Source organism: Pseudoalteromonas luteoviolacea H33-S, from assembly GCF_001625695.1.
Lineage (GTDB): Bacteria > Pseudomonadota > Gammaproteobacteria > Enterobacterales > Alteromonadaceae > Pseudoalteromonas > Pseudoalteromonas luteoviolacea_B.
The window spans coordinates 182827-202258 of record NZ_AUXY01000133.1; the positions used below are offsets into that span (position 1 = coordinate 182827).

Consider the following 19432-nt stretch of genomic DNA (forward strand, 5'->3'; position numbering starts at 1 on the left):
GGTTAATTAGATGTTTTATTTAATAACACTACGGAGAAGAAAAAATGAAAAAGGGGATTACGCTAATTGCATCTGCAGTAAGTATTGCGTTACTAGGAGGGGCAAGTCCAAGTTACGCGAATGAAAATGAAGTGGAGCGTATTGAAGTAACAGGATCGCATATAAAGCGTTCGGACCTCGAAGGGCCATCGCCAATTCAAACAATCTCAGCAGGGGATTTAGCTGCGACTGGTTCAACTGACCTCATCGGTGCTTTACAAAAACTACCCGTTGCTGGTGCTGGTACCTTCAGTACACAAGGTAACTCAAGTGATGATACAGCTAACGGCGGTTCAAGCGTTGCGTTAAGAGGGTTAGGGGCATCATCAACACTGGTATTGATTAACGGTCGCCGTGTTGCTGTTAGTCCATTTGCTAAAGATATTGAAACATCTTTTGTAGACTTAAATACAATTCCTGTGTCTTCGGTAAAAAGAATAGATGTGTTAAAAGACGGTGCATCAGCGACTTATGGTTCTGATGCGGTTGCCGGTGTAATTAACATTGTATTGCGTGATGACATCGATGGTTTTGAAGTGGCGGGTAAGATTTCTGACACCGCTGATGGTGGAGCAGAAGAAGAAAACTTTACACTATTGTGGGGTAGCTCAACAGACAAAGGGCATCATAACTTCTCTCTGGATTACTTTAAGCGCGGCGATGTATTTTATGCGGATAGAGACTATGCATCTACGGCTGACCAAAGATTCAGAGGGGGTAATAACGCCCTGAGTTCATCGGGTATTCCGGGCAGTATTGAAGTGGTTAGAGACAGAGTAACTGACGCTCAATGGGAAGGATTGGAAGTTGCACGTGTCGAAGATGATGGCACTATTGTGAGAAAAACTCTGTATGCTGACGTGTTTGGAAATGACAAATGCCCAACGGATTTGATTATTGGTGATATTTGTCGTTACGACTATGCTCCGCATATGACGTTAATCCCATCTACAGAGCGTATTAGCTTCAATTATAATGGTGTACAAGAGATCACGGATGGTATTGAAGGCTTCGCGGAGTTCTCCGCACAGCATACATCTACTTTCATTCAAGGTGCAGCGAGTCCAAGCTTTACAGAGTTATTTATGGATGGTGACAACCCGAATCACCCGCTTGCGGACCAACCCGATCACTTTCTTCATGGTGTAAATATTTCAATGCGTCGACGCACGGTTGATATCGGCAACCGTAAAAAAGACGTCGACTCAGAATATTATCGTGCTGTTATGGGTATGCGTGGCGAGTTTAAAGAGTGGGATTGGGAATTTGCATATTCTTCAATTCGCTCAAGTGCGGTTGAAAAAGGCTTTGATGGTTTCCCCAATAAGTTAAGAGCACAAGCGGCTATTGACAGTGGCGAATGGAACCCGTTTGAGCCAAGCCAGAACTCACAAGCTGCGTTAGATAAAATCGAAACGACCACAACACGTTATGGTGCGTCAACGATGCAATCTTTTGATGCGACGATTTCAGGTGAGCTATTTGAATTTGGTGACGGTTATGTCGCAGCTGCGTTTGGTTTAGAACATCGCTATGAAAAAATAGAAGATAACCCGGACAGCCAATATTTAAACGGTGAAATATTTGGTACTGAAGCGACACAAGCAAATGGTGACAGAGACAATACAGCGATATTCGCAGAATTTAATGTGCCAGCGACTGAAAACCTAGAGTTACAATTAGCCTTAAGACACGAGGATTATAGTGACTTTGGTAACACGACAGATCCAAAAGTGGCATTTCGCTGGACACCACTTGAAGAAATTGTCGTGCGTGGCTCATGGGGCACAGCGTTTAGAGCACCTTCTTTGGTGCAGTTACACCTGGGCAAAACAGAAGAATCTCCGAGTGTTATAGACCGCGACCGCTGTAAAATTACCAAAGATCCATTAGATTGTGAGCCTTTTGAATATACAGCCGATGTTGCGGGTAATAAGGCCTTACAGCCAGAAGAGTCAACAAACTATAATTTAGGTGTTATTTGGCAGGCATCTGATGAATTTAGTATCGGTCTGGATTACTGGAACTATGACCAAGATAACCTGATTAAAAAAATTGGTGCTCAAGACATTGTAGATTGCTGCGGCGACGATTCAAGTCTAGTTATTAGAGATCCAAGTACAGGAGGCACGCCTGGTCGTATTCGTCGTATTAAAGATACATTCGTCAATATTGGTGGCAGAAAAACAGATGGTATCGATATTGACTTAGAGTATAGATTACCAACTCAAGATATGGGTGAGTTTAAGTTTGGTTATAACGTTACTTATGTAATGAGTTATGATGAAGAGCTGGTCCAAAACGATGCGAATGGCAATCCGCTTACTGTTATAGAAGACGAAAATGGCGAGTATCAGCACCCAGATATGCGTTGGAATGCACGAGTAGATTGGGCGCTAGATGATTGGGTAGCTAATTTTAGTGTGAATTACATTGATTCATATAATGATTTAGCTGATAGCGATGGTAATAAATTTAAAATTGATTCTTGGACAACGATAGACACCAGTGTCACATATATTGGCTATGAACAATTAACTTTGACCGTGGGTGCATCCAACTTGACTAATGAAGAAGCACCATTTGCGCCGTCTGAAACAATGGGTGTAGATAACAAAACCCATAGTATTCTTGGTAGACAGGCTTATCTGAAGTTTGCTTACAAGTTTTAAATACTTAAATTTTTAAAATATCATGCCCAACTGTAAATTGTTGGGCTTTTTTTCGCTGAATTTTACAGCACCTATCTTTGAATAGTGTTTCATTACTTCTACTCTTTAACTTATTAGCCGAAGGGTTTTCGCGATGTATTGCTTTAAATTTATCGTTACTGGCACTGTTCAAGGTGTTGGGTTTAGGTATCACACCAAAATAACAGCCCATACATTAGGGTTGGCTGGCTATGCTAAAAATTTACCAGATAGAAGTGTTGAAGTTGTTGCTGCTGGAAACCCTGACAAAATAGCGCAATTAGAGTTGTGGTTGCAAAAAGGCCCTGTAATGGCGAAAGTAAGTTCTGTTACTCGAGAAAAAGTAGATTATTTAGTGGGCGATGACTTCGAAATTTATTAATAAGTACACTTTTTCTAAAATATAATTTGGCGGATTGACTGTAAATCTAGGTGTACAGTTATTGGGTTTGGCCAAAATGCAGCCTATTAAGGTATAAAAAAAAGAGGCTAATTAGCCTCTTTTTTCAAATAAAGCGAGTGATTAACGCTCGCCTTGGTCTTTATAATCGCGTGCTGTGTAGCCAGTATATAGCTGACGAGGACGACCGATCTTATGACCAGCTTGAGAAAGCATTTCGTTCCAGTGTGAGATCCAGCCAACTGTACGTGACATAGCGAAAATCACAGTGAACATGCTTGTTGGAATACCGATTGCTTTAAGGATAATACCTGAGTAGAAATCTACATTCGGGTAAAGCTTCTTCTCGATGAAGTACGGGTCTTCTAGAGCAATCTGCTCTAGCTTCATTGCAACGTCAAGAAGTGGGTCTTGAATATTCAATTCTTTAAGTACTTCGTGACACGTTTGACGCATTACTGTCGCGCGTGGGTCAAAGTTTTTGTAAACACGGTGTCCGAAGCCCATAAGACGGAAAGGGTCGTTCTTATCTTTTGCTTTTGCTACGTACTCGTCGATACGGTCAACAGAACCGATTTCTTCAAGCATTGTTAGACAAGCTTCGTTTGCACCACCATGCGCAGGGCCCCATAGTGACGCAATACCAGCAGCGATACAAGCGTATGGGTTTGCACCTGAAGAACCCGCTAAACGTACTGTTGACGTCGACGCATTTTGTTCGTGGTCAGCGTGAAGCATGAAGATACGGTCCATAGCTTTCGCAAGAACCGGGCTTACTTTGTATTCTTCAGCTGGGACAGAGAACATCATGTGTAGGAAGTTTTCTGCGTAGCTTAAGTCGTTACGTGGGTAAACGAAAGGTTGACCAACGTTGTACTTGTATGCCATCGCTGCAATAGTTGGCAGCTTAGCAACTAGCTTAGTGGCACAACGCATACGTTGTTCTGAGTCTGAAATATCTAAATCATCGTGGTAGAAAGATGATAGTGCGCCTACTACACCACACAGCATAGCCATCGGGTGTGAGTCAACACGGAAACCTTGGAAGAAAGCTGCAATTTTCTCGTGCATCATAGTGTTACGAGTGATCTCGTCAGAGAAAACTGCTAGCTGATCAGCGTTTGGTAGCTCACCATTTAATAGTAAGTAGCATAGCTCAATGTAGTTTGAGTGCTCTGCAAGCTGTTCAATCGGGTAGCCGCGGTGAAGAAGTACACCTTTTGCACCATCAATGTAAGTAATAGATGATTCACAAGAGCCAGTCGACATGAAACCAGGGTCATATGTGAAGAAGCCGTGAGCACCTAAAGTACGAACGTCGATAACGTCTTGGCCTGCTGTGCCAGAGTGGATCGGTAGTTCGATTGGATCGTGCCCATCGATATGGACTGTGGCTTTCTTATCTGCCATCTAACTTATCTCCTATGGAATAACAACATTCTGATTGTTATGTTGTGATACTAATGTTAAGCAAATTCAGATCATTGTAACTTATAAATGGGGTGAAAAGTCAATTTTTCTAAGAATTATGCAAAAATGTATAATAAGTATTCTGGTGAGATTAAATATTATACCATTGGCTAATTCGCAAGCGTACGAAACTAAACAAGAATTGTAAAAACACGCACAGCCTTATATACTGTCAACGGTTTTATACCGTGTCGTCTGTGGGTAAACCTATTTTTACATCGAAGTTTTACAGGCAAGTGATCTTTTAAGTGTTTAAACAGGTTTATCTAGAGTGTGCCATTTGTGCATGTCGTGCAAGTGGGTTGATAAAAACAAGTAGATGAAGCTCTTATCGAGCAAAGATGGGCAAGTAACTGTGAAAAAGCAAAGACCTGTAAATCTAGATCTTACGACTATATCTATGCCAGCAACGGCAAAGGCGTCGATCTTACATCGTGTCACTGGTGTCGCGTTGTTCTTCGCGCTGACATTTGTCATTTGGGCGTGGTCTGAATCTCTCTCTTCTCCTGAAGGATTTGAATTTGTTAAGGAGCTTATGACTGGCTTCGTAGCAAAATTCATTGCGTGGGGCACCTTGGCTGTATTGTCTTACCATATCATTGGCGGTATCCGTCACATGATCCAAGACATGGGCCACTGGGAAGAGTTAGAGTCGGGCAATGCAAGTGCTAAAATTGCAATCGCCATTTGGGTAATCGTTGCGATTCTTGGTGGAGTGTGGATATGGTCTTAAATCAAGCAACTCTGAAACGTGATGGTGTACAAGATTATGTATCACTGCGCGCAACAGCATTAATCATTGCAGCTTACGCTGTATTTATCGTGGGCTACTTAGCGTTAACTCCTGAATTAACGTATGAAGCGTGGTCTGGGTTATTTGATAACCTAGCTATGAAAGCTGCAACTATTATTACACTTGTTTGTATAATGGTTCATACTCGTATTGGCCTTTGGCAAGTTCTTACTGACTACGTCAAGTGTTCAACAATGCGTTCAGTTTTAGGCTTTGTATTAAATCTAATGGCACTTGCATATGTTGCTGTTGGTTTGTTTGTTCTGTGGGGTGTTTAAGTGAAATATAATGTCCGTGAATTTGATGCTGTAGTTGTCGGAGCCGGCGGTGCGGGTATGCGTGCTGCACTTGCTATTTCTGAGTCAGGCAAGACATGTGCTCTTATCTCTAAAGTATTCCCAACTCGTTCTCACACAGTATCTGCGCAGGGTGGTATTACGGTAGCACTTGGCAACTCTCATGAAGATAACTGGGAATGGCACATGTACGATACCGTTAAGGGTTCTGATTATATCGGTGACCAAGACGCTATCGAATATATGACTAAAACGGGTCCTGAGGCGATCACTGAACTAGAAAATATGGGCCTACCATTTTCTCGTTTCGAAAATGGTCGCGTTTATCAGCGTCCTTTCGGTGGTCAGTCTAAGCACTTTGGCGGCGAGCAGGCTGCACGTACTGCAGCAGCAGCTGACCGTACTGGTCACGCACTACTTCATTGTCTATACCAACAAAACGTTAAAAACAAAACTAACGTTTTCTCTGAATGGTATGCGCTTGACTTAGTTAAAAATGATAAAGGCGACGTGGTTGGTGTTACTGCGATTGAAATTGAGACTGGTGAAGTTGTTTATTTCAAGTCTAAAGCGGTAGTACTTGCAACTGGTGGTGCTGGTCGTATTTATGCATCAACCACGAATGCACACATCAACACTGGTGACGGTGTTGGTATGGCTGTGCGCGCTGGTATCGGCATGCAAGACATGGAGATGTGGCAGTTCCACCCGACAGGTATTGCAGGTGCTGGTACACTCGTAACTGAAGGTTGTCGTGGTGAAGGTGGTTACCTTCTGAATAAAGACGGCGAGCGTTTCATGGAACGTTATGCGCCTAACGCGAAAGACCTTGCAGGTCGTGACGTTGTTGCACGTGCAATGATGACAGAAATCCGTGAAGGCCGTGGTTGCGAAGGTCCTTGGGGTATTCACATTAAGTTGAAACTTGACCACTTAGGTGAAGAGATGCTTAACCTACGTTTACCTGGTGTTTGTGACTTATCTAAAACATTTGCTCACGTAGATCCAGCTGAAGAGCCAATTCCAGTAATTCCTACATGTCACTACATGATGGGTGGTGTACCTACAAACGTTAACGGTCAAGTACTAGATGTAGATAGCAATGGTAACGAACGTATCGTTGAAGGTCTATTCGCTGTAGGTGAGATTGCATGTGTATCTGTACACGGTGCAAACCGTCTTGGCGGAAACTCACTGCTAGACTTAGTTGTATTCGGTCGTGCGGCTGGTAACTTCCTAGGCTCTTACCTGAAAGACTTTGAGTCAACTGGCGAAGCGTCTAAAGACGATGTTGATGCAGCGTTTGCTCGTTACAATCGTTGGGAGACGTCTGAGGTTGGCAAGGGTGAAGATCCGGTTCAAATCAAGAAAGATCTACAAGAGTGTATGCAGCTTAACTTCTCGGTATTCCGTGAAGGTGACTCAATGGCTGATGGCCTTAAGCAGCTTAAAGAAATTCGTGAACGTCTTCAGTATGCGCGTCTTGATGACAAGTCAACTGAATTCAACACGCAACGTATTGAGTGTCTTGAACTAGATAACTTGATGGAAACAGCATACTCAACAGCAGTTGCTGCTAACTTCCGTACGGAAAGCCGTGGTGCGCACTCAAGATTTGACTTCCCTGAGCGTGATGATGAGAACTGGTTATGCCACTCAATGTATCACCCACAAAGTGAGTCAATGACTAAGCGTGATGTTAACTTTGCGCCGACTACGCGTGAAGCATTCCCACCTAAAGCTCGTACGTACTAGGAGTTAAACGATGGCAACAGCAACTTTAGAATTATCTGTTTATCGTTACAACCCAGATGTTGATACTGCACCTCGTATGCAGGAATACAAACTTGAGGTTGAAGAAGGTCGTGACATGATGGTGCTTGACGCACTACTTATGTTAAAAGAGCAGGACTCGACACTTTCTTTCCGTCGTTCATGTCGTGAAGGTGTTTGTGGTTCTGATGGTCTAAACATGAATGGTAAAAATGGCCTTGCATGTATTACTCCATTGTCTGCTCTACAAAAGAATGGCAAAGGTAAAATTATCGTACGTCCACTTCCTGGCTTGCCAGTAATTCGTGACTTGGTAATTGACATGAGTCAGTTCTACACTCAATACGAGAAAGTAAAACCTTACTTGATCAATGATAAGCCAACTGGTGGTGAAGAGCGTCTTCAATCTGTTGAAGATCGTGAAAAGCTAGATGGTCTTTATGAGTGTATTTTATGTGCATGTTGTTCAACTTCATGCCCATCATTCTGGTGGAACCCAGATAAATTTATCGGTCCTGCTGGTCTTCTTCATGCGTATCGTTTCTTGGCAGATAGCCGAGATACAGCAACTGAAGAGCGTTTAGCTGGTCTTGATGACGCGTTCAGCGTATTCCGTTGTCACAGTATCATGAACTGTGTTAGCGTTTGTCCAAAAGGTTTGAATCCAACCAAAGCGATTGGACATATTAAATCTATGCTATTAAACCGTTCGGTTTAAAGCATATTATTATCTTAAGATGGCATGCTGAGCATGCCATCTTGTTTTCGTTTAAGTTTAAGTTTCTGCGCTAGAGAAAAGGGCTAATAAATGCACGAAGGTGTGATGAAAGCATGGCTGGAATCTTCTCACTTATACGGCGGCAACGTTGCATATGTAGAAGATCTATATGAGGCGTATCTTGACGATGCGGCTTCAGTGCCAGAAGAATGGCGAGAAGTGTTTGATCAACTGCCTAAAGTAGAAGGTGTTGATGTTGATATTAAACATTCCGATGTAAGAACACAATTTGCTGAGCTTGCTAAGAACAAACACAGAGAAGTAGTAGTTTCTGCAGAAGGTGCGGCAGATGCAAAACAAGTGCGTGTGTTGCAGCTTATTAATGCATTTAGATTTAGGGGCCACCAAAATGCCAATTTAGACCCGTTGGGTTTATGGCAACGTGACCGAGTTCGAGAACTCGAATTGGCTTACCACGATTTAGATGATGTGGATCACGATAAAGAATTCAACGTTGGCTCTTTTGCCTGTGGCAAAGAGACAATGAAATTAAAAGACTTGTATGCTGCGTTAAAGTCTACCTACTGTGGTTCAGTTGGTGCAGAGTACATGCACATCACATCAACCGAAGAAAAGCGCTGGTTACAACAACGCTTAGAAGCCGGTTTCTCCAAGCCTCAATTTAGCAAAGAAAACAAACTACGTTTATTGCAAGGCTTAATCGCTGCAGATGGTCTTGAAAAATATCTTGGTGCTAAGTTCCCAGGTGCAAAACGTTTCTCACTAGAAGGTGGCGATGCACTTGTACCAATGCTTAAAGAGTTGGTACACAGAGCTGGTGAAAGTGGCCAAGAAGAAGTTGTTATCGGTATGGCTCACCGAGGTCGTCTTAACGTATTAGTTAACGTCCTTGGTAAGAACCCACAAGAATTATTCGATGAATTCGCTGGTAAATATGGCGAGTCTGCAGGTTCTGGTGATGTTAAGTATCACATGGGTTTCTCTTCTGATTTCGCGACGCAAGGCGGCGATGTTCACATGGCATTGGCGTTTAACCCGTCTCACTTAGAAATCGTTAACCCAGTGGTTATGGGCTCAGTAAGAGCACGTCTTGACCGTTTAGATTGCGCAAGTGGCTCTAAGGCACTACCAATCACTATCCATGGTGACTCAGCTATTGCAGGTCAAGGTGTTGTACAAGAGACCTTTAACTTATCAAAGACACGTGCATACGGTGTTGGCGGTACTGTTCGTATCGTTGTAAACAACCAAGTTGGTTTCACAACATCTAAACCAGAAGATACGCGTTCTACAGAATACTGTACTGACATCGCTAAAATGGTTCAGGCGCCAATCTTCCACGTTAACTCTGACGATCCGGAAGCGGTAGCATTTGTAACGCAGGTTGCGCTTGATTTCCGTAACAAGTTTAAGCGTGATGTTGTTATTGATTTAGTGTGTTACCGTCGTCACGGTCACAACGAAGCTGATGAGCCAAATGCAACTCAGCCTCTAATGTATCAAAAGATCAAAAAGCACCCTGTACCGCGTCAGTTATACTCTGACAAGCTTGTAGCTGAAGGTGTATTGTCAGCACAAGAAGCAAAACAGCTTGCTGATGACTACCGAAATGGCTTGGACAATGGTGTGTGTGTGGTTTCTGAAATTCAGCCAGAAACGAAGCATTCATCTGAGTGGTCTAAGTATGTTGGTCATGACTGGGACACGCCTTATGAGACAGAAGTTTCTGTTGATAAGCTTAAAGAGCTTGGCGAAAAGGTTGCTAGCTATCCAGAAGATCACAAAGCACAGTCTCGTGTTAAGAAAATATACGATGATCGTAAAGCGATGGCAAAAGGTGATAAGCCGCTCGATTGGGGTATGGCTGAGACACTTGCATACGCGACTATGGTTGACCAAGGCACTGACATTCGTCTAACTGGTCAGGACTCTGGCCGTGGTACTTTCTTCCACCGTCACGCTGTTGTTCATAACCAAAACGATGCGTCTACTTACTTACCATTGCAAAACATCAGCCCAGAGCAGGGTACTTTTGAGGTTTATGACTCAGTACTTTCTGAAGAAGCTGTTTTAGCATTTGAATACGGTTACGCGACAGCTGAGCCAACTTCACTGGTTCTTTGGGAAGCACAATTTGGTGACTTCGCGAACGGTGCGCAGGTTGTATTTGACCAATTCTTAAGTTCGGGTGAGCAGAAGTGGGGCCGTTTGTGTGGCTTGACTCTATTGCTTCCACACGGTTACGAGGGTCAAGGTCCAGAGCACAGTTCTTCACGTATGGAGCGTTACCTTCAGCTTTGTGCTGACCACAACATGCAAGTATGTGTACCAACTACGCCAGCGCAAGTTTATGCAATGTTACGTCGTCAATCAGTACGTCCTTTACGTCGTCCATTGATTGTAATGACACCAAAATCATTGCTACGTCATCCATTAGCAGTTTCTAGCCTTGAAGAACTATCTGATGGTGTTTTCCACAATATGATCGATGAAATCGATGAGATTAAGCCGGAAAACGTAGAGCGCGTTGTATTCTGTAGTGGTAAGGTTTACTACGAACTACTTCAAGAGCGTCGTAAGCTTGAACTAAACAATGTTGCTATTGTACGTGTTGAACAGTTATATCCATTCCCTCACAAAGAGATGGATGAGATCATGGCTCGTTATCAGCATGTAAAAGATTTCGTATGGTGTCAGGAAGAGCCACAGAACCAAGGTGCTTGGTACTGTTCTCAACACCATTTCTGGGAAGCAATCCCTGCAGGTGCAAACCTAACATATGCTGGCCGTAAGGCATCAGCTGCACCGGCATGTGGATATATGTCTACCCACACTAAAGAACAAAACGCGTTGATTGCTGACGCATTAACAATTAAAAAATAAGGAATAAGAGATGACAACCGAAATTAAGGTGCCTGTTCTTCCTGAGTCAGTTGCAGACGCGACCGTTGCGACATGGCATGTAAGCGTTGGTGATACGGTAAGCCGTGACCAAAACCTAGTTGACATCGAAACGGATAAAGTCGTTTTAGAAGTTGTAGCACCTGAAGATGGTGTAATTGTTGCTATTTCTGAAGAAGAAGGCGCGACAGTATTAGGTGAGCAAGTAATTGCACAAATCGGTGCTGCAGGTGCGGCACCAGCTCAATCAAACGAACAATCAGCAGCGCCAGCGGCAGCGGCGCCAGCAGCAGAAGGTAAAGAAGTGGACATTAAAGTACCAGTACTTCCAGAATCAGTAGCAGACGCTACAATCGCAACTTGGCACGTTCAACCAGGTGAGGCTGTAAGCCGTGACCAAAACCTAGTTGACATCGAAACAGACAAAGTTGTTTTAGAAGTAGTTGCACCTGAAGATGGTGTAATGGGTGAGCACTTGCACGCTGAAGGCGACACTGTACTTGGCGAGCAGGTTATTGGTAAGCTTTCTGCAGGTGGTGCACCAGCAGCACCAGCACAAGCAGATGCTGCATCTTCTGATGAAAACGCTGATGTGCTTACGCCTTCAGTTCGTCGTTTAATTGCAGAAAAAGGCCTAGATGCTTCACAGATCAAGGGTTCTGGTAAAGGCGGTCGCATCACAAAAGAAGATGTTGATGCATTCTTGAAAGCACCTGCGGCTAAGCCTGCTGCAGCACCTGCAAAAGCGGCGGCAGCTGTATCAGCTCCAGCAGCACCTGTAGGTGATCGTACTCAGAAACGTGTTCCAATGACACGTCTTCGTAAGACAATTGCTAACCGTCTTCTTGAAGCTAAGAATTCAACGGCAATGCTTACTACGTTCAACGAAGTGAACATGAAGCCAATCATGGACCTTCGTAAGCAGTACAAAGATGTATTTGAAGAGCGTCACGGTATTCGTCTTGGTTTCATGTCTTTCTATGTGAAAGCAGTAACAGAAGCACTTAAGCGTTTCCCTGAAGTAAATGCATCAATCGACGGTGATGACATCGTTTACCACAACTACTTCGACATCAGCATCGCTGTATCTACACCTCGTGGTCTGGTAACTCCAGTACTTCGTGACTGTGACAAGCTATCTGTTGCTGAAATCGAAAAAGGTATCCGTGAGCTAGCGCTTAAAGGTCGTGATGGTAAACTAACAGTTGACGATATGACTGGTGGTAACTTCACAATCACAAACGGTGGTGTATTCGGTTCACTACTTTCTACGCCTATCATCAACCTACCTCAGTCTTCAATTCTTGGTATGCACAAAATCCAAGAACGTCCAATGGCTGTAAACGGTAAGGTAGAAATTCTACCTATGATGTACCTAGCGCTTTCTTATGACCACCGTCAAATCGATGGTAAAGAATCGGTTGGTTTCCTAGTAACAATCAAAGAATTACTAGAAGATCCAACACGTCTACTACTAGACGTTTAAGCAAAAGATTAAATCTTAAGCTGTATGTGTGCAATTAAGCGACATACAGCTTTTTTTTTGCGCCTTTGGTCTAACTGGGGTTTTATTAAAACGCCGTGGGATCTATACTATGTGCGCAATTTGGGATAGCTGATTATTTGCATAAATATTCAGCATTTTTAGTATAAAAAATTGGATAAAGCATCATGAATTTGCATGAGTATCAGGCAAAACAACTTTTTGCCGAATATGGTTTACCTGTGTCTGAGGGTTACGCTTGTGACACTCCTCAGGAAGCAGTTGAAGCTGCTGGTAAAATTGGTGGCGACAAGTGGGTCGTTAAATGTCAAGTACACGCGGGTGGCCGTGGTAAAGCTGGCGGTGTTAAGCTAGCTGATAGCAAAGACGAGATCCGCGCATTTGCTGAAAACTGGTTAGGTAAAAACCTAGTAACTTACCAGACTGACGAAAAAGGTCAGCCTGTTGCTAAGATCCTAGTTGAAAGCTGCACTGATATTGCAAATGAGCTATACCTTGGTGCTGTTGTTGACCGTGCTTCACGTAAAATCGTGTTCATGGCTTCAACTGAAGGTGGTGTTGAAATCGAGCAAGTTGCTGAAGAAACTCCAGAACTAATTCACAAAGCTGAAATCGATCCACTAGTAGGCCCTCAGGCATACCAAGGTCGTGAGCTAGGCTTCAAGCTTGGTCTTAACCCAGCACAGATCAAACAGTTCACTAAGATCTTCCTAGGTCTTGCGAACATGTTCATCGATCACGATTTTGCACTTCTAGAGATCAACCCTCTAGTAATCACTGACGAAAACAACCTACATTGCCTAGACGGCAAGATTGGTGTTGATGGCAACGCGCTATTCCGTCAGCCTAAGATCCGTGAATTCCACGATCCTTCACAAGAAGATGCACGTGAAGCTCACGCTGCAAGCTTCGAGTTAAACTACGTTGCTCTAGACGGTAACGTTGGTTGTATGGTTAACGGTGCAGGCCTAGCGATGGGTACAATGGACATCGTAAACCTACACGGCGGTAAGCCAGCTAACTTCCTAGACGTTGGTGGCGGCGCGACTAAAGAGCGTGTATCTGAAGCATTCAAGATCATCCTTTCAGATGACAACGTGAAAGCAGTACTAGTTAACATCTTCGGTGGAATCGTTCGTTGTGACATGATCGCTGAAGGTATCATTGGTGCAGTTAAAGAAGTTGGTGTAAGCGTACCTGTAGTTGTACGTCTTGAAGGTACTAACGCTGAAGCTGGCCGTGAAGTACTAGCTAACTCTGGTCTTGACATCATCGCTGCTGAATCACTAACTGATGCTGCAGAGAAAGTAGTTGCTGCTGCGGAGGGCAAATAATGTCTGTACTAATTAATAAAGATACTAAAGTAATCTGTCAGGGTTTCACTGGTGGTCAGGGTACTTTCCACTCAGAGCAAGCTATCCAGTACGGTACGCAAATGGTTGGTGGTGTTTCACCTGGTAAAGGTGGTCAAACTCACCTTGGTCTTCCAGTATTCAACACTGTACGTGAAGCTGTAGAAGCAACTGGCGCAACTGCGACAGTAATCTACGTACCAGCTGCATTCTGTAAAGACGCTATCTTAGAAGCTATCGACGGTGGCATCGAGCTAATCGTTTGTATCACTGAAGGCATCCCTACATTAGATATGGTTGATGTTAAAGTGAAGCTAGAAGAAACTGGCGTTCGTATGATCGGTCCTAACTGCCCAGGTGTTATCACTCCGGGTGAGTGTAAGATTGGTATCATGCCTGGTCACATCCACCAGCCTGGTAAAGTAGGTATCGTATCTCGTTCAGGTACTCTTACTTACGAAGCAGTTAAGCAAACTACTGACGCTGGCTTCGGTCAATCAACTTGTGTTGGTATCGGTGGTGACCCAATCCCAGGTACTAACTTCATCGACGTACTAGAAATGTTCCAGAACGATCCTAAGACTGAAGCAATCGTAATGATTGGTGAGATCGGTGGTACAGCAGAAGAAGAAGCTGCAGAGTACATCAAGCACAACGTGACTAAGCCAGTTGTTTCTTACATCGCTGGTGTTACTGCTCCTCCGGGCAAGCGTATGGGTCACGCTGGTGCAATCATCTCAGGTGGTAAAGGTACTGCTGATGAGAAGTTCGCAGCTCTAGAAGAAGCAGGCGTTAAGACTGTTCGCTCTCTTGCTGAGATCGGTTCTGCACTTAAAGAAAAAGCTGGTTGGTAATCTTTTACCATTCAGATAAAAAGGCTCCTTAGGGAGCCTTTTTTGTTTTAACTTGTCCCGTCCTAGTTAAGGTTGACACTTTTCAAATTTAAATTTGGAGAATGTCATGACATCTATATCTAAGAGAACCCAAAGAGATTATTCGCTTGCCTTTAAATTATCAGTTGTTGATAAGGTAGAAAAAAGCGAATGCACTTACAAACAAGCACAAGACCATTATGGTATCCAAGGGGCTTCGACAGTTTTAGTTTGGCTTCGTAAGCATGGCCGTCTAGATTGGAGTAAAGGAACACCTAATCATATGAGTGAGGTCGGTTATATGTCAGAGCCCAAAGACTTAACGCCAGAGCAAAAAATCAAAGCACTTGAGAAAGAGCTAGAGGAGGCAAAACTCAAGCCACAGTTCTTCGAAACGATAGTTGATGTACTTGATAAAGATTTCGGAGTACGTATTAGAAAAAAGCAACGCAACAAGTTATTGAAGAAAAAACCATAGCCAAGCTATCGGTAAGTAAAGCGTGCATGTATTTGGGCATTACTCGGCAAGCTTATTACAAGCGTTGTAAAGTGAATGCAAACAACGCACTACTTGAGCAAAGTGTTCTCTCATTTGTGAGGCTTGAGCGCATGACTCACCCTCGTATTGGCACGAGAAAGTTACAATATATGATGAAACAATCTCATATATCAATCGGAAGAGACCGCCTATTTACTTTACTAAGGCTAAATCGTTTATTAGTACCGAACAAACGCGCGTTCCATAAAACGACACATAGTCTTCATCGTGTCCCGTCCTAAATAAGGTTGACACTTTTAAAACTTTTTTTGAGAGTGAGAGACAATCGATAGTTAAGCCTACCTAACGCAATCATACTCAAAGTAATTAGTCTTCATCCTTCAATTAGCTGGAGCTGTTCATGTGCAACTTGGCGATATAACCTGTAAACAAGTGGATTATGGTAATCAAGGTCGATCAACCGTTTTCGTTAGATTCGAAAGTATGCGTGTCTAAATTGCTCTCAAGTTATATCAAAGCGACAAAGTATGGATAAGTTAAAAATCCAGGACACTCTAGTGAAACCTACCAGCTTAAAACAGGTTAGCTAATGCCAAAGTCATGGGCTGGACCTTTCGAAGGTGTAACTCATGCACACAAAACTAACAAGAGGTGAGTATTTAAAAAAGCTTATAGTTTTATAACTATATGCCCTAGTTAAAACAAATGTATATATATTTTGTGTGAACTTTATTCGTTTATTGCGTTTTTTATTTTTATATTCATATATGTATTTTAGTTGTTAACTAATGGTTCTCAAGCTGTTATATTGCCCCCGAATTAGAAAAAGGAGAATAATGTGCGGTTAATTTTCAGTTCAATAGTTTTGGGGTTACTTGCAGGATGTGGTGGAGGTTCTTCAAACGATAATCAAAATACAGCGCCTTCTGTTGCAGCTGCGAATAGCTCATCTACCAATAGCTCTTCAACAAATAGCTCATCGTCCAATAGGGCGCCAATATTCAACTCAGAACGAAATTGGTCGGTTATCGCAAATACCGAGACAAGTAAGGTTTTTACGCTTTCTGATGCCGATGGAGATGAGATTTCAGCTCAAGTAGACAATTTACCAACTTGGTTATCTTTTTCTTTAGAAGGGAGTAATCTAACACTGGTTGCTAAACCAACTTTGTCAGAGGTAGGTACTCATTCAATTGCAGTGACTTTGTCAGACGGTGAAAGTTCTGCAAATCACAACATTGAAATAACTGTTGAAGATGACTCAACGCAGCACGCAGAGGATCCAATTGCGCTTGATGACGACACTCTAGTCGGTACTTGGTCGAATGCGGATGAAGGCCTTTTATTTTATTTTGCTGAAGATAAGTCAGGCCTAGGTAAAATAAAGCAAACTAACTTTGCGTTCTCTTGGGATAATAAAGGCACCATAGAGCTGCAAACCAAAGAAGTTGAATGTTTTGTTAATTGCAGTAGTGCAGATTTGCTATCCATCGAGGCATTTTCCCTAAGCGATGATCAATTACGCGCTAAGCTCTTTAAGAATGAGTCAGAATATGACTGGATCACCCTTACAAAGGGTGACGTAAAAGAGCTTGAATACAGTGAATATAGTGAGCAAAGACTTTCGGATTATGTAAATGTCAGTGAGCTAACTACCTCTGAAACAGAGATGTCTAGATTTATTGGTTACCTACATGTTAACTACGGTGATTACAACCAGTGGGTTAGTTTTAATGACGAAGCGGATTATCGTGCAACGACTGGCTTTGAATTATTAGATACGCGAGTTAGCGCATCTACGCCTAGCGTTTTAACACTAGATTTTGAGAATAAGGTTACTCAAAACACAAAAAGCTTATCGTTCAGGACACATATCACAGCAACTAAACTGATCGCCGCGGTTGATGATTATGCTGCATTTGAGTTTACATACCAGTTCAAACTTGATGCCTATTCATTTGTTGCCAAGGATGAAATTGAGGATTATGTAGGCTTAGCGGAGGTGTTGGAACCACGTTCTAGCTATAAAATATACAGAGGCATTACCTTCTTGCCATTTTCTAATCTGTCCGCAAATGCCAAGCATGGTGGCTTTTCTACCACGTGGTTTATAGATTTGGCGTCAGGTGAAAGGTTCAAAGGTAGTAATGCTCGGGTGAGTATTAATTCTGGTAACAATGCCAGTTTAGTTTCTAAAAATCTAATTACAGGAGACGAAGAGCCTGTAGAAGTAACTTTTGAGAAGTCATTCGGTGGCTTAACCTACAAAATAGACAATTTTAGCAAAACAATTAGCTATGCTGAGCTTTATGATAATAGAAAAGCATTTATCTACACACGAACAGATCCTGCAAAGAAGGTTTTTTCAAATGCTTATATAAGTCAGTTTATTGAGCTTGATAAGGTCACTCAAGATGATTATTTGAAACTATTCTATCGCGATGGTACTTTTCTGAATAATAAAGGCTTTGTTGAAATTGTTTATCCTTTAGAAAATGGTAAAGCCGTAGTCTTCAGTGATGATGCACAAAGTCCAAATGGACGTTGGAAATTCGAAGACGATAATAGTATGACCTTGATAACTCCATGTTATGAGGATAGCTTTTCCGAGTGCTTGAATAATGACGGTGATCTGACTGTTGTTAATTATAAGTTGATGCAAAAACTTGATGAGGGTTATTGGTTTAAGCAACTTCGTACTGACAGAGAGGTAAGCCCACAAGGTCTTATTCTCACTTCTAATACTGAAAGCTTGGAATTTATGCGTACTTGTAAGGGGACATGTAACGCCAGCAGTAACTAAACTGTGTCAAAGGCAAGCAGTCTGCTTGCCTTTCCTATGTAAATCTATATTTCATCTCTTATTATTAGTTTTTATTTTAAACTAACGCCTTATTTACTCTTTAAATAAGCCTGCAATTAAATGTTCTTGAAGTTTGCCATAAATCCCTGATATAAATAACCTTTCTGCATAATATAATAGGTAACGTCATGTCCAAAAAGGACTTTGTAAGTCATTTACTAACAGAATGTGATGTCATGATCCGCTATGCTTCCGGTGAAGGTAAGACTGTGCCCAGTCATATTCCCAATACAATTTATCAGTTACAAAATAAGCATGATATTGACGAATATACTTTGCTCTTGGAAAACGAGCTCACTGCTTTAACTAAGTGCCACAAAGAGCTTTCGCTCCTTGTTTACCCTGCTAAACCGCTTACTCTGGCTATCATGGATAAAGAGTCAGCTTCAGTAAGCTGGCTGAGGTTTTTGGGGCCTGTAAAGCTGGTTCGCCATATGTCTTTATTAGCGTTGTTCTTTTTAATCTCAATCATTGCGTTGTCAATTTCTCCTGAAGTGAATCAGAAAACCATCAATGAAGGCTTGTTTAATTCTGAAGGCAGGGTGCTTTTATTAAACCAGCTCTTCTTACTTTGCTGTGCAGGTCTTGGGGCGACTTTTGCTTGTTTATATAAATCACGCAACTTTATACGATCGTGTAACTATGACCCTAAATTTGATTCAACTTATTGGTCTATGGTGATTATGGGCTTCATGGCGGGTTTGATGATTGCAGAGTTGATCCCTACACAAGACATTACCCAGAGCCCTAGTTCATCGATTGGCGATTTTCATAAACCATTGGCAGCGCTTCTTGGCGGCTTTTCTGCTGATGTTATTTATAGTGTATTGAATCGACTGGTTGAAGTGCTCAATCAGCTCATGGGGAGTACAGATCAAAAGGCTAAAGATAAGGTAAAAGTTACCCTTACTAGGGCTGACTTAGCAGAGCAGTTACAGCAACAAAACAAGGATATTAAAGACTCTATTTTACAGAGCCAAAAATTGAACCAGCAGGTCTTTAGTGCACTTTCTACAGAATTCACATCAACAGTATTTAACAAAAGTGATTTTCAGCCTGCATCACAAGATATCAACCGACCCAGAACAGATGGGGCAGATGTCCATAATAAGAAGACAAAATCAGAGAAAGAGCAGCCTGTATTGTCAGAGTAATAATGCACTTTTGAGTGGGATAGCCAGTTACAAAACGTCCCGTAATTTATTGTATATTTCGTAATAAAGGATTACATTTAAAGCGAG

At 42.4% G+C, this 19432-nt stretch carries 13 protein-coding genes and 1 pseudogene; 13 read left to right on the plus strand and 1 reads right to left on the minus strand.

All coding sequences use genetic code 11. From position 1 onward, the window contains the following. Window positions 1–44: 44 nt before the first annotated feature. Together N477_RS24715 and yccX are read left to right on the plus strand one after the other, a co-directional pair. Window positions 45–2711, plus strand: a complete 2667-nt coding sequence (locus tag N477_RS24715; RefSeq protein ID WP_063363997.1) for a TonB-dependent receptor plug domain-containing protein — start codon at window positions 45–47, stop codon at window positions 2709–2711. A 133-nt stretch (window positions 2712–2844) separates the two neighbouring features. Then, entirely contained in the window at window positions 2845–3111 is a 267-nt protein-coding gene (gene yccX, locus N477_RS24720) for an acylphosphatase (RefSeq protein WP_063363996.1), read from the plus strand. A 141-nt stretch (window positions 3112–3252) separates the two neighbouring features. Here the strand turns inward: yccX and N477_RS24725 are convergent, their stop codons facing one another. Beyond that, on the minus strand, window positions 3253–4539 hold the full coding sequence (locus N477_RS24725) for a citrate synthase (protein WP_063363995.1): 1287 nt from the start codon (window positions 4537–4539) through the stop codon (window positions 3253–3255). A gap of 415 nt (window positions 4540–4954) precedes the next feature. Here N477_RS24725 and sdhC point away from each other — a divergent pair, with 415 nt between their 5' ends. From sdhC to N477_RS24780, 11 genes and pseudogenes are all read left to right on the plus strand, one after another. After that, entirely contained in the window at window positions 4955–5332 is a 378-nt protein-coding gene (gene sdhC / locus N477_RS24730; RefSeq protein ID WP_145925080.1) for a succinate dehydrogenase, cytochrome b556 subunit, read from the plus strand. Beyond that, window positions 5323–5670, plus strand: coding sequence for a succinate dehydrogenase, hydrophobic membrane anchor protein (gene sdhD / locus N477_RS24735; RefSeq protein ID WP_063363994.1), 348 nt, complete (start codon window positions 5323–5325; stop codon window positions 5668–5670). The genes sdhC and sdhD overlap by 10 nt, the downstream gene beginning before the upstream one ends. Next, window positions 5671–7443, plus strand: a complete 1773-nt coding sequence (gene sdhA, locus N477_RS24740; protein WP_063363993.1) for a succinate dehydrogenase flavoprotein subunit — start codon at window positions 5671–5673, stop codon at window positions 7441–7443. Between the two features lie 10 nt (window positions 7444–7453). Then, a complete protein-coding gene (locus N477_RS24745; protein ID WP_039609797.1) occupies window positions 7454–8179 on the plus strand; it encodes a succinate dehydrogenase iron-sulfur subunit in 726 nt (241 codons plus the stop codon). A gap of 90 nt (window positions 8180–8269) precedes the next feature. After that, entirely contained in the window at window positions 8270–11083 is a 2814-nt protein-coding gene (sucA, locus tag N477_RS24750) for a 2-oxoglutarate dehydrogenase E1 component (protein ID WP_046356224.1), read from the plus strand. Between the two features lie 10 nt (window positions 11084–11093). Continuing rightward, on the plus strand, window positions 11094–12587 hold the full coding sequence (odhB, locus tag N477_RS24755; RefSeq protein ID WP_063363992.1) for a 2-oxoglutarate dehydrogenase complex dihydrolipoyllysine-residue succinyltransferase: 1494 nt from the start codon (window positions 11094–11096) through the stop codon (window positions 12585–12587). A 185-nt stretch (window positions 12588–12772) separates the two neighbouring features. Further along, a complete protein-coding gene (gene sucC, locus N477_RS24760) occupies window positions 12773–13939 on the plus strand; it encodes an ADP-forming succinate--CoA ligase subunit beta (protein ID WP_023399327.1) in 1167 nt (388 codons plus the stop codon). Beyond that, a complete protein-coding gene (gene sucD / locus N477_RS24765; RefSeq protein WP_063363991.1) occupies window positions 13939–14811 on the plus strand; it encodes a succinate--CoA ligase subunit alpha in 873 nt (290 codons plus the stop codon). Before sucC ends, sucD begins: the two co-directional genes overlap by 1 nt. Before the next feature lie 106 nt (window positions 14812–14917). Beyond that, a pseudogene (locus tag N477_RS26545) lies at window positions 14918–15597 on the plus strand (IS3 family transposase); the annotation flags it as partial. Between the two features lie 569 nt (window positions 15598–16166). After that, on the plus strand, window positions 16167–18131 hold the full coding sequence (locus tag N477_RS24775; RefSeq protein WP_063363989.1) for a hypothetical protein: 1965 nt from the start codon (window positions 16167–16169) through the stop codon (window positions 18129–18131). 188 nt (window positions 18132–18319) lie between these two features. Continuing rightward, window positions 18320–19345 (plus strand): hypothetical protein, encoded by a 1026-nt coding sequence (locus tag N477_RS24780; RefSeq protein WP_063363988.1) that lies wholly within the window; start codon window positions 18320–18322, stop codon window positions 19343–19345. The last annotated feature ends 87 nt before the right edge of the window (window positions 19346–19432 follow it).

What these genes read in the sequence shown, in the direction of transcription:
- N477_RS24715 (WP_063363997.1), top strand. Translation starts at nt 45, where the DNA reads ATGAAAAAGGGGATTACGCTAATTGCATCTGCAGTAAGTATTGCGTTA.
- yccX (WP_063363996.1), top strand. Translation starts at nt 2,845, where the DNA reads ATGTATTGCTTTAAATTTATCGTTACTGGCACTGTTCAAGGTGTTGGG.
- N477_RS24725 (WP_063363995.1), bottom strand. Translation starts at nt 4,539, where the DNA reads ATGGCAGATAAGAAAGCCACAGTCCATATCGATGGGCACGATCCAATC.
- sdhD (WP_063363994.1), top strand. Translation starts at nt 5,323, where the DNA reads ATGGTCTTAAATCAAGCAACTCTGAAACGTGATGGTGTACAAGATTAT.
- N477_RS24745 (WP_039609797.1), top strand. Translation starts at nt 7,454, where the DNA reads ATGGCAACAGCAACTTTAGAATTATCTGTTTATCGTTACAACCCAGAT.
- sucA (WP_046356224.1), top strand. Translation starts at nt 8,270, where the DNA reads ATGCACGAAGGTGTGATGAAAGCATGGCTGGAATCTTCTCACTTATAC.
- odhB (WP_063363992.1), top strand. Translation starts at nt 11,094, where the DNA reads ATGACAACCGAAATTAAGGTGCCTGTTCTTCCTGAGTCAGTTGCAGAC.
- sucC (WP_023399327.1), top strand. Translation starts at nt 12,773, where the DNA reads ATGAATTTGCATGAGTATCAGGCAAAACAACTTTTTGCCGAATATGGT.
- sucD (WP_063363991.1), top strand. Translation starts at nt 13,939, where the DNA reads ATGTCTGTACTAATTAATAAAGATACTAAAGTAATCTGTCAGGGTTTC.
- N477_RS24780 (WP_063363988.1), top strand. Translation starts at nt 18,320, where the DNA reads ATGTCCAAAAAGGACTTTGTAAGTCATTTACTAACAGAATGTGATGTC.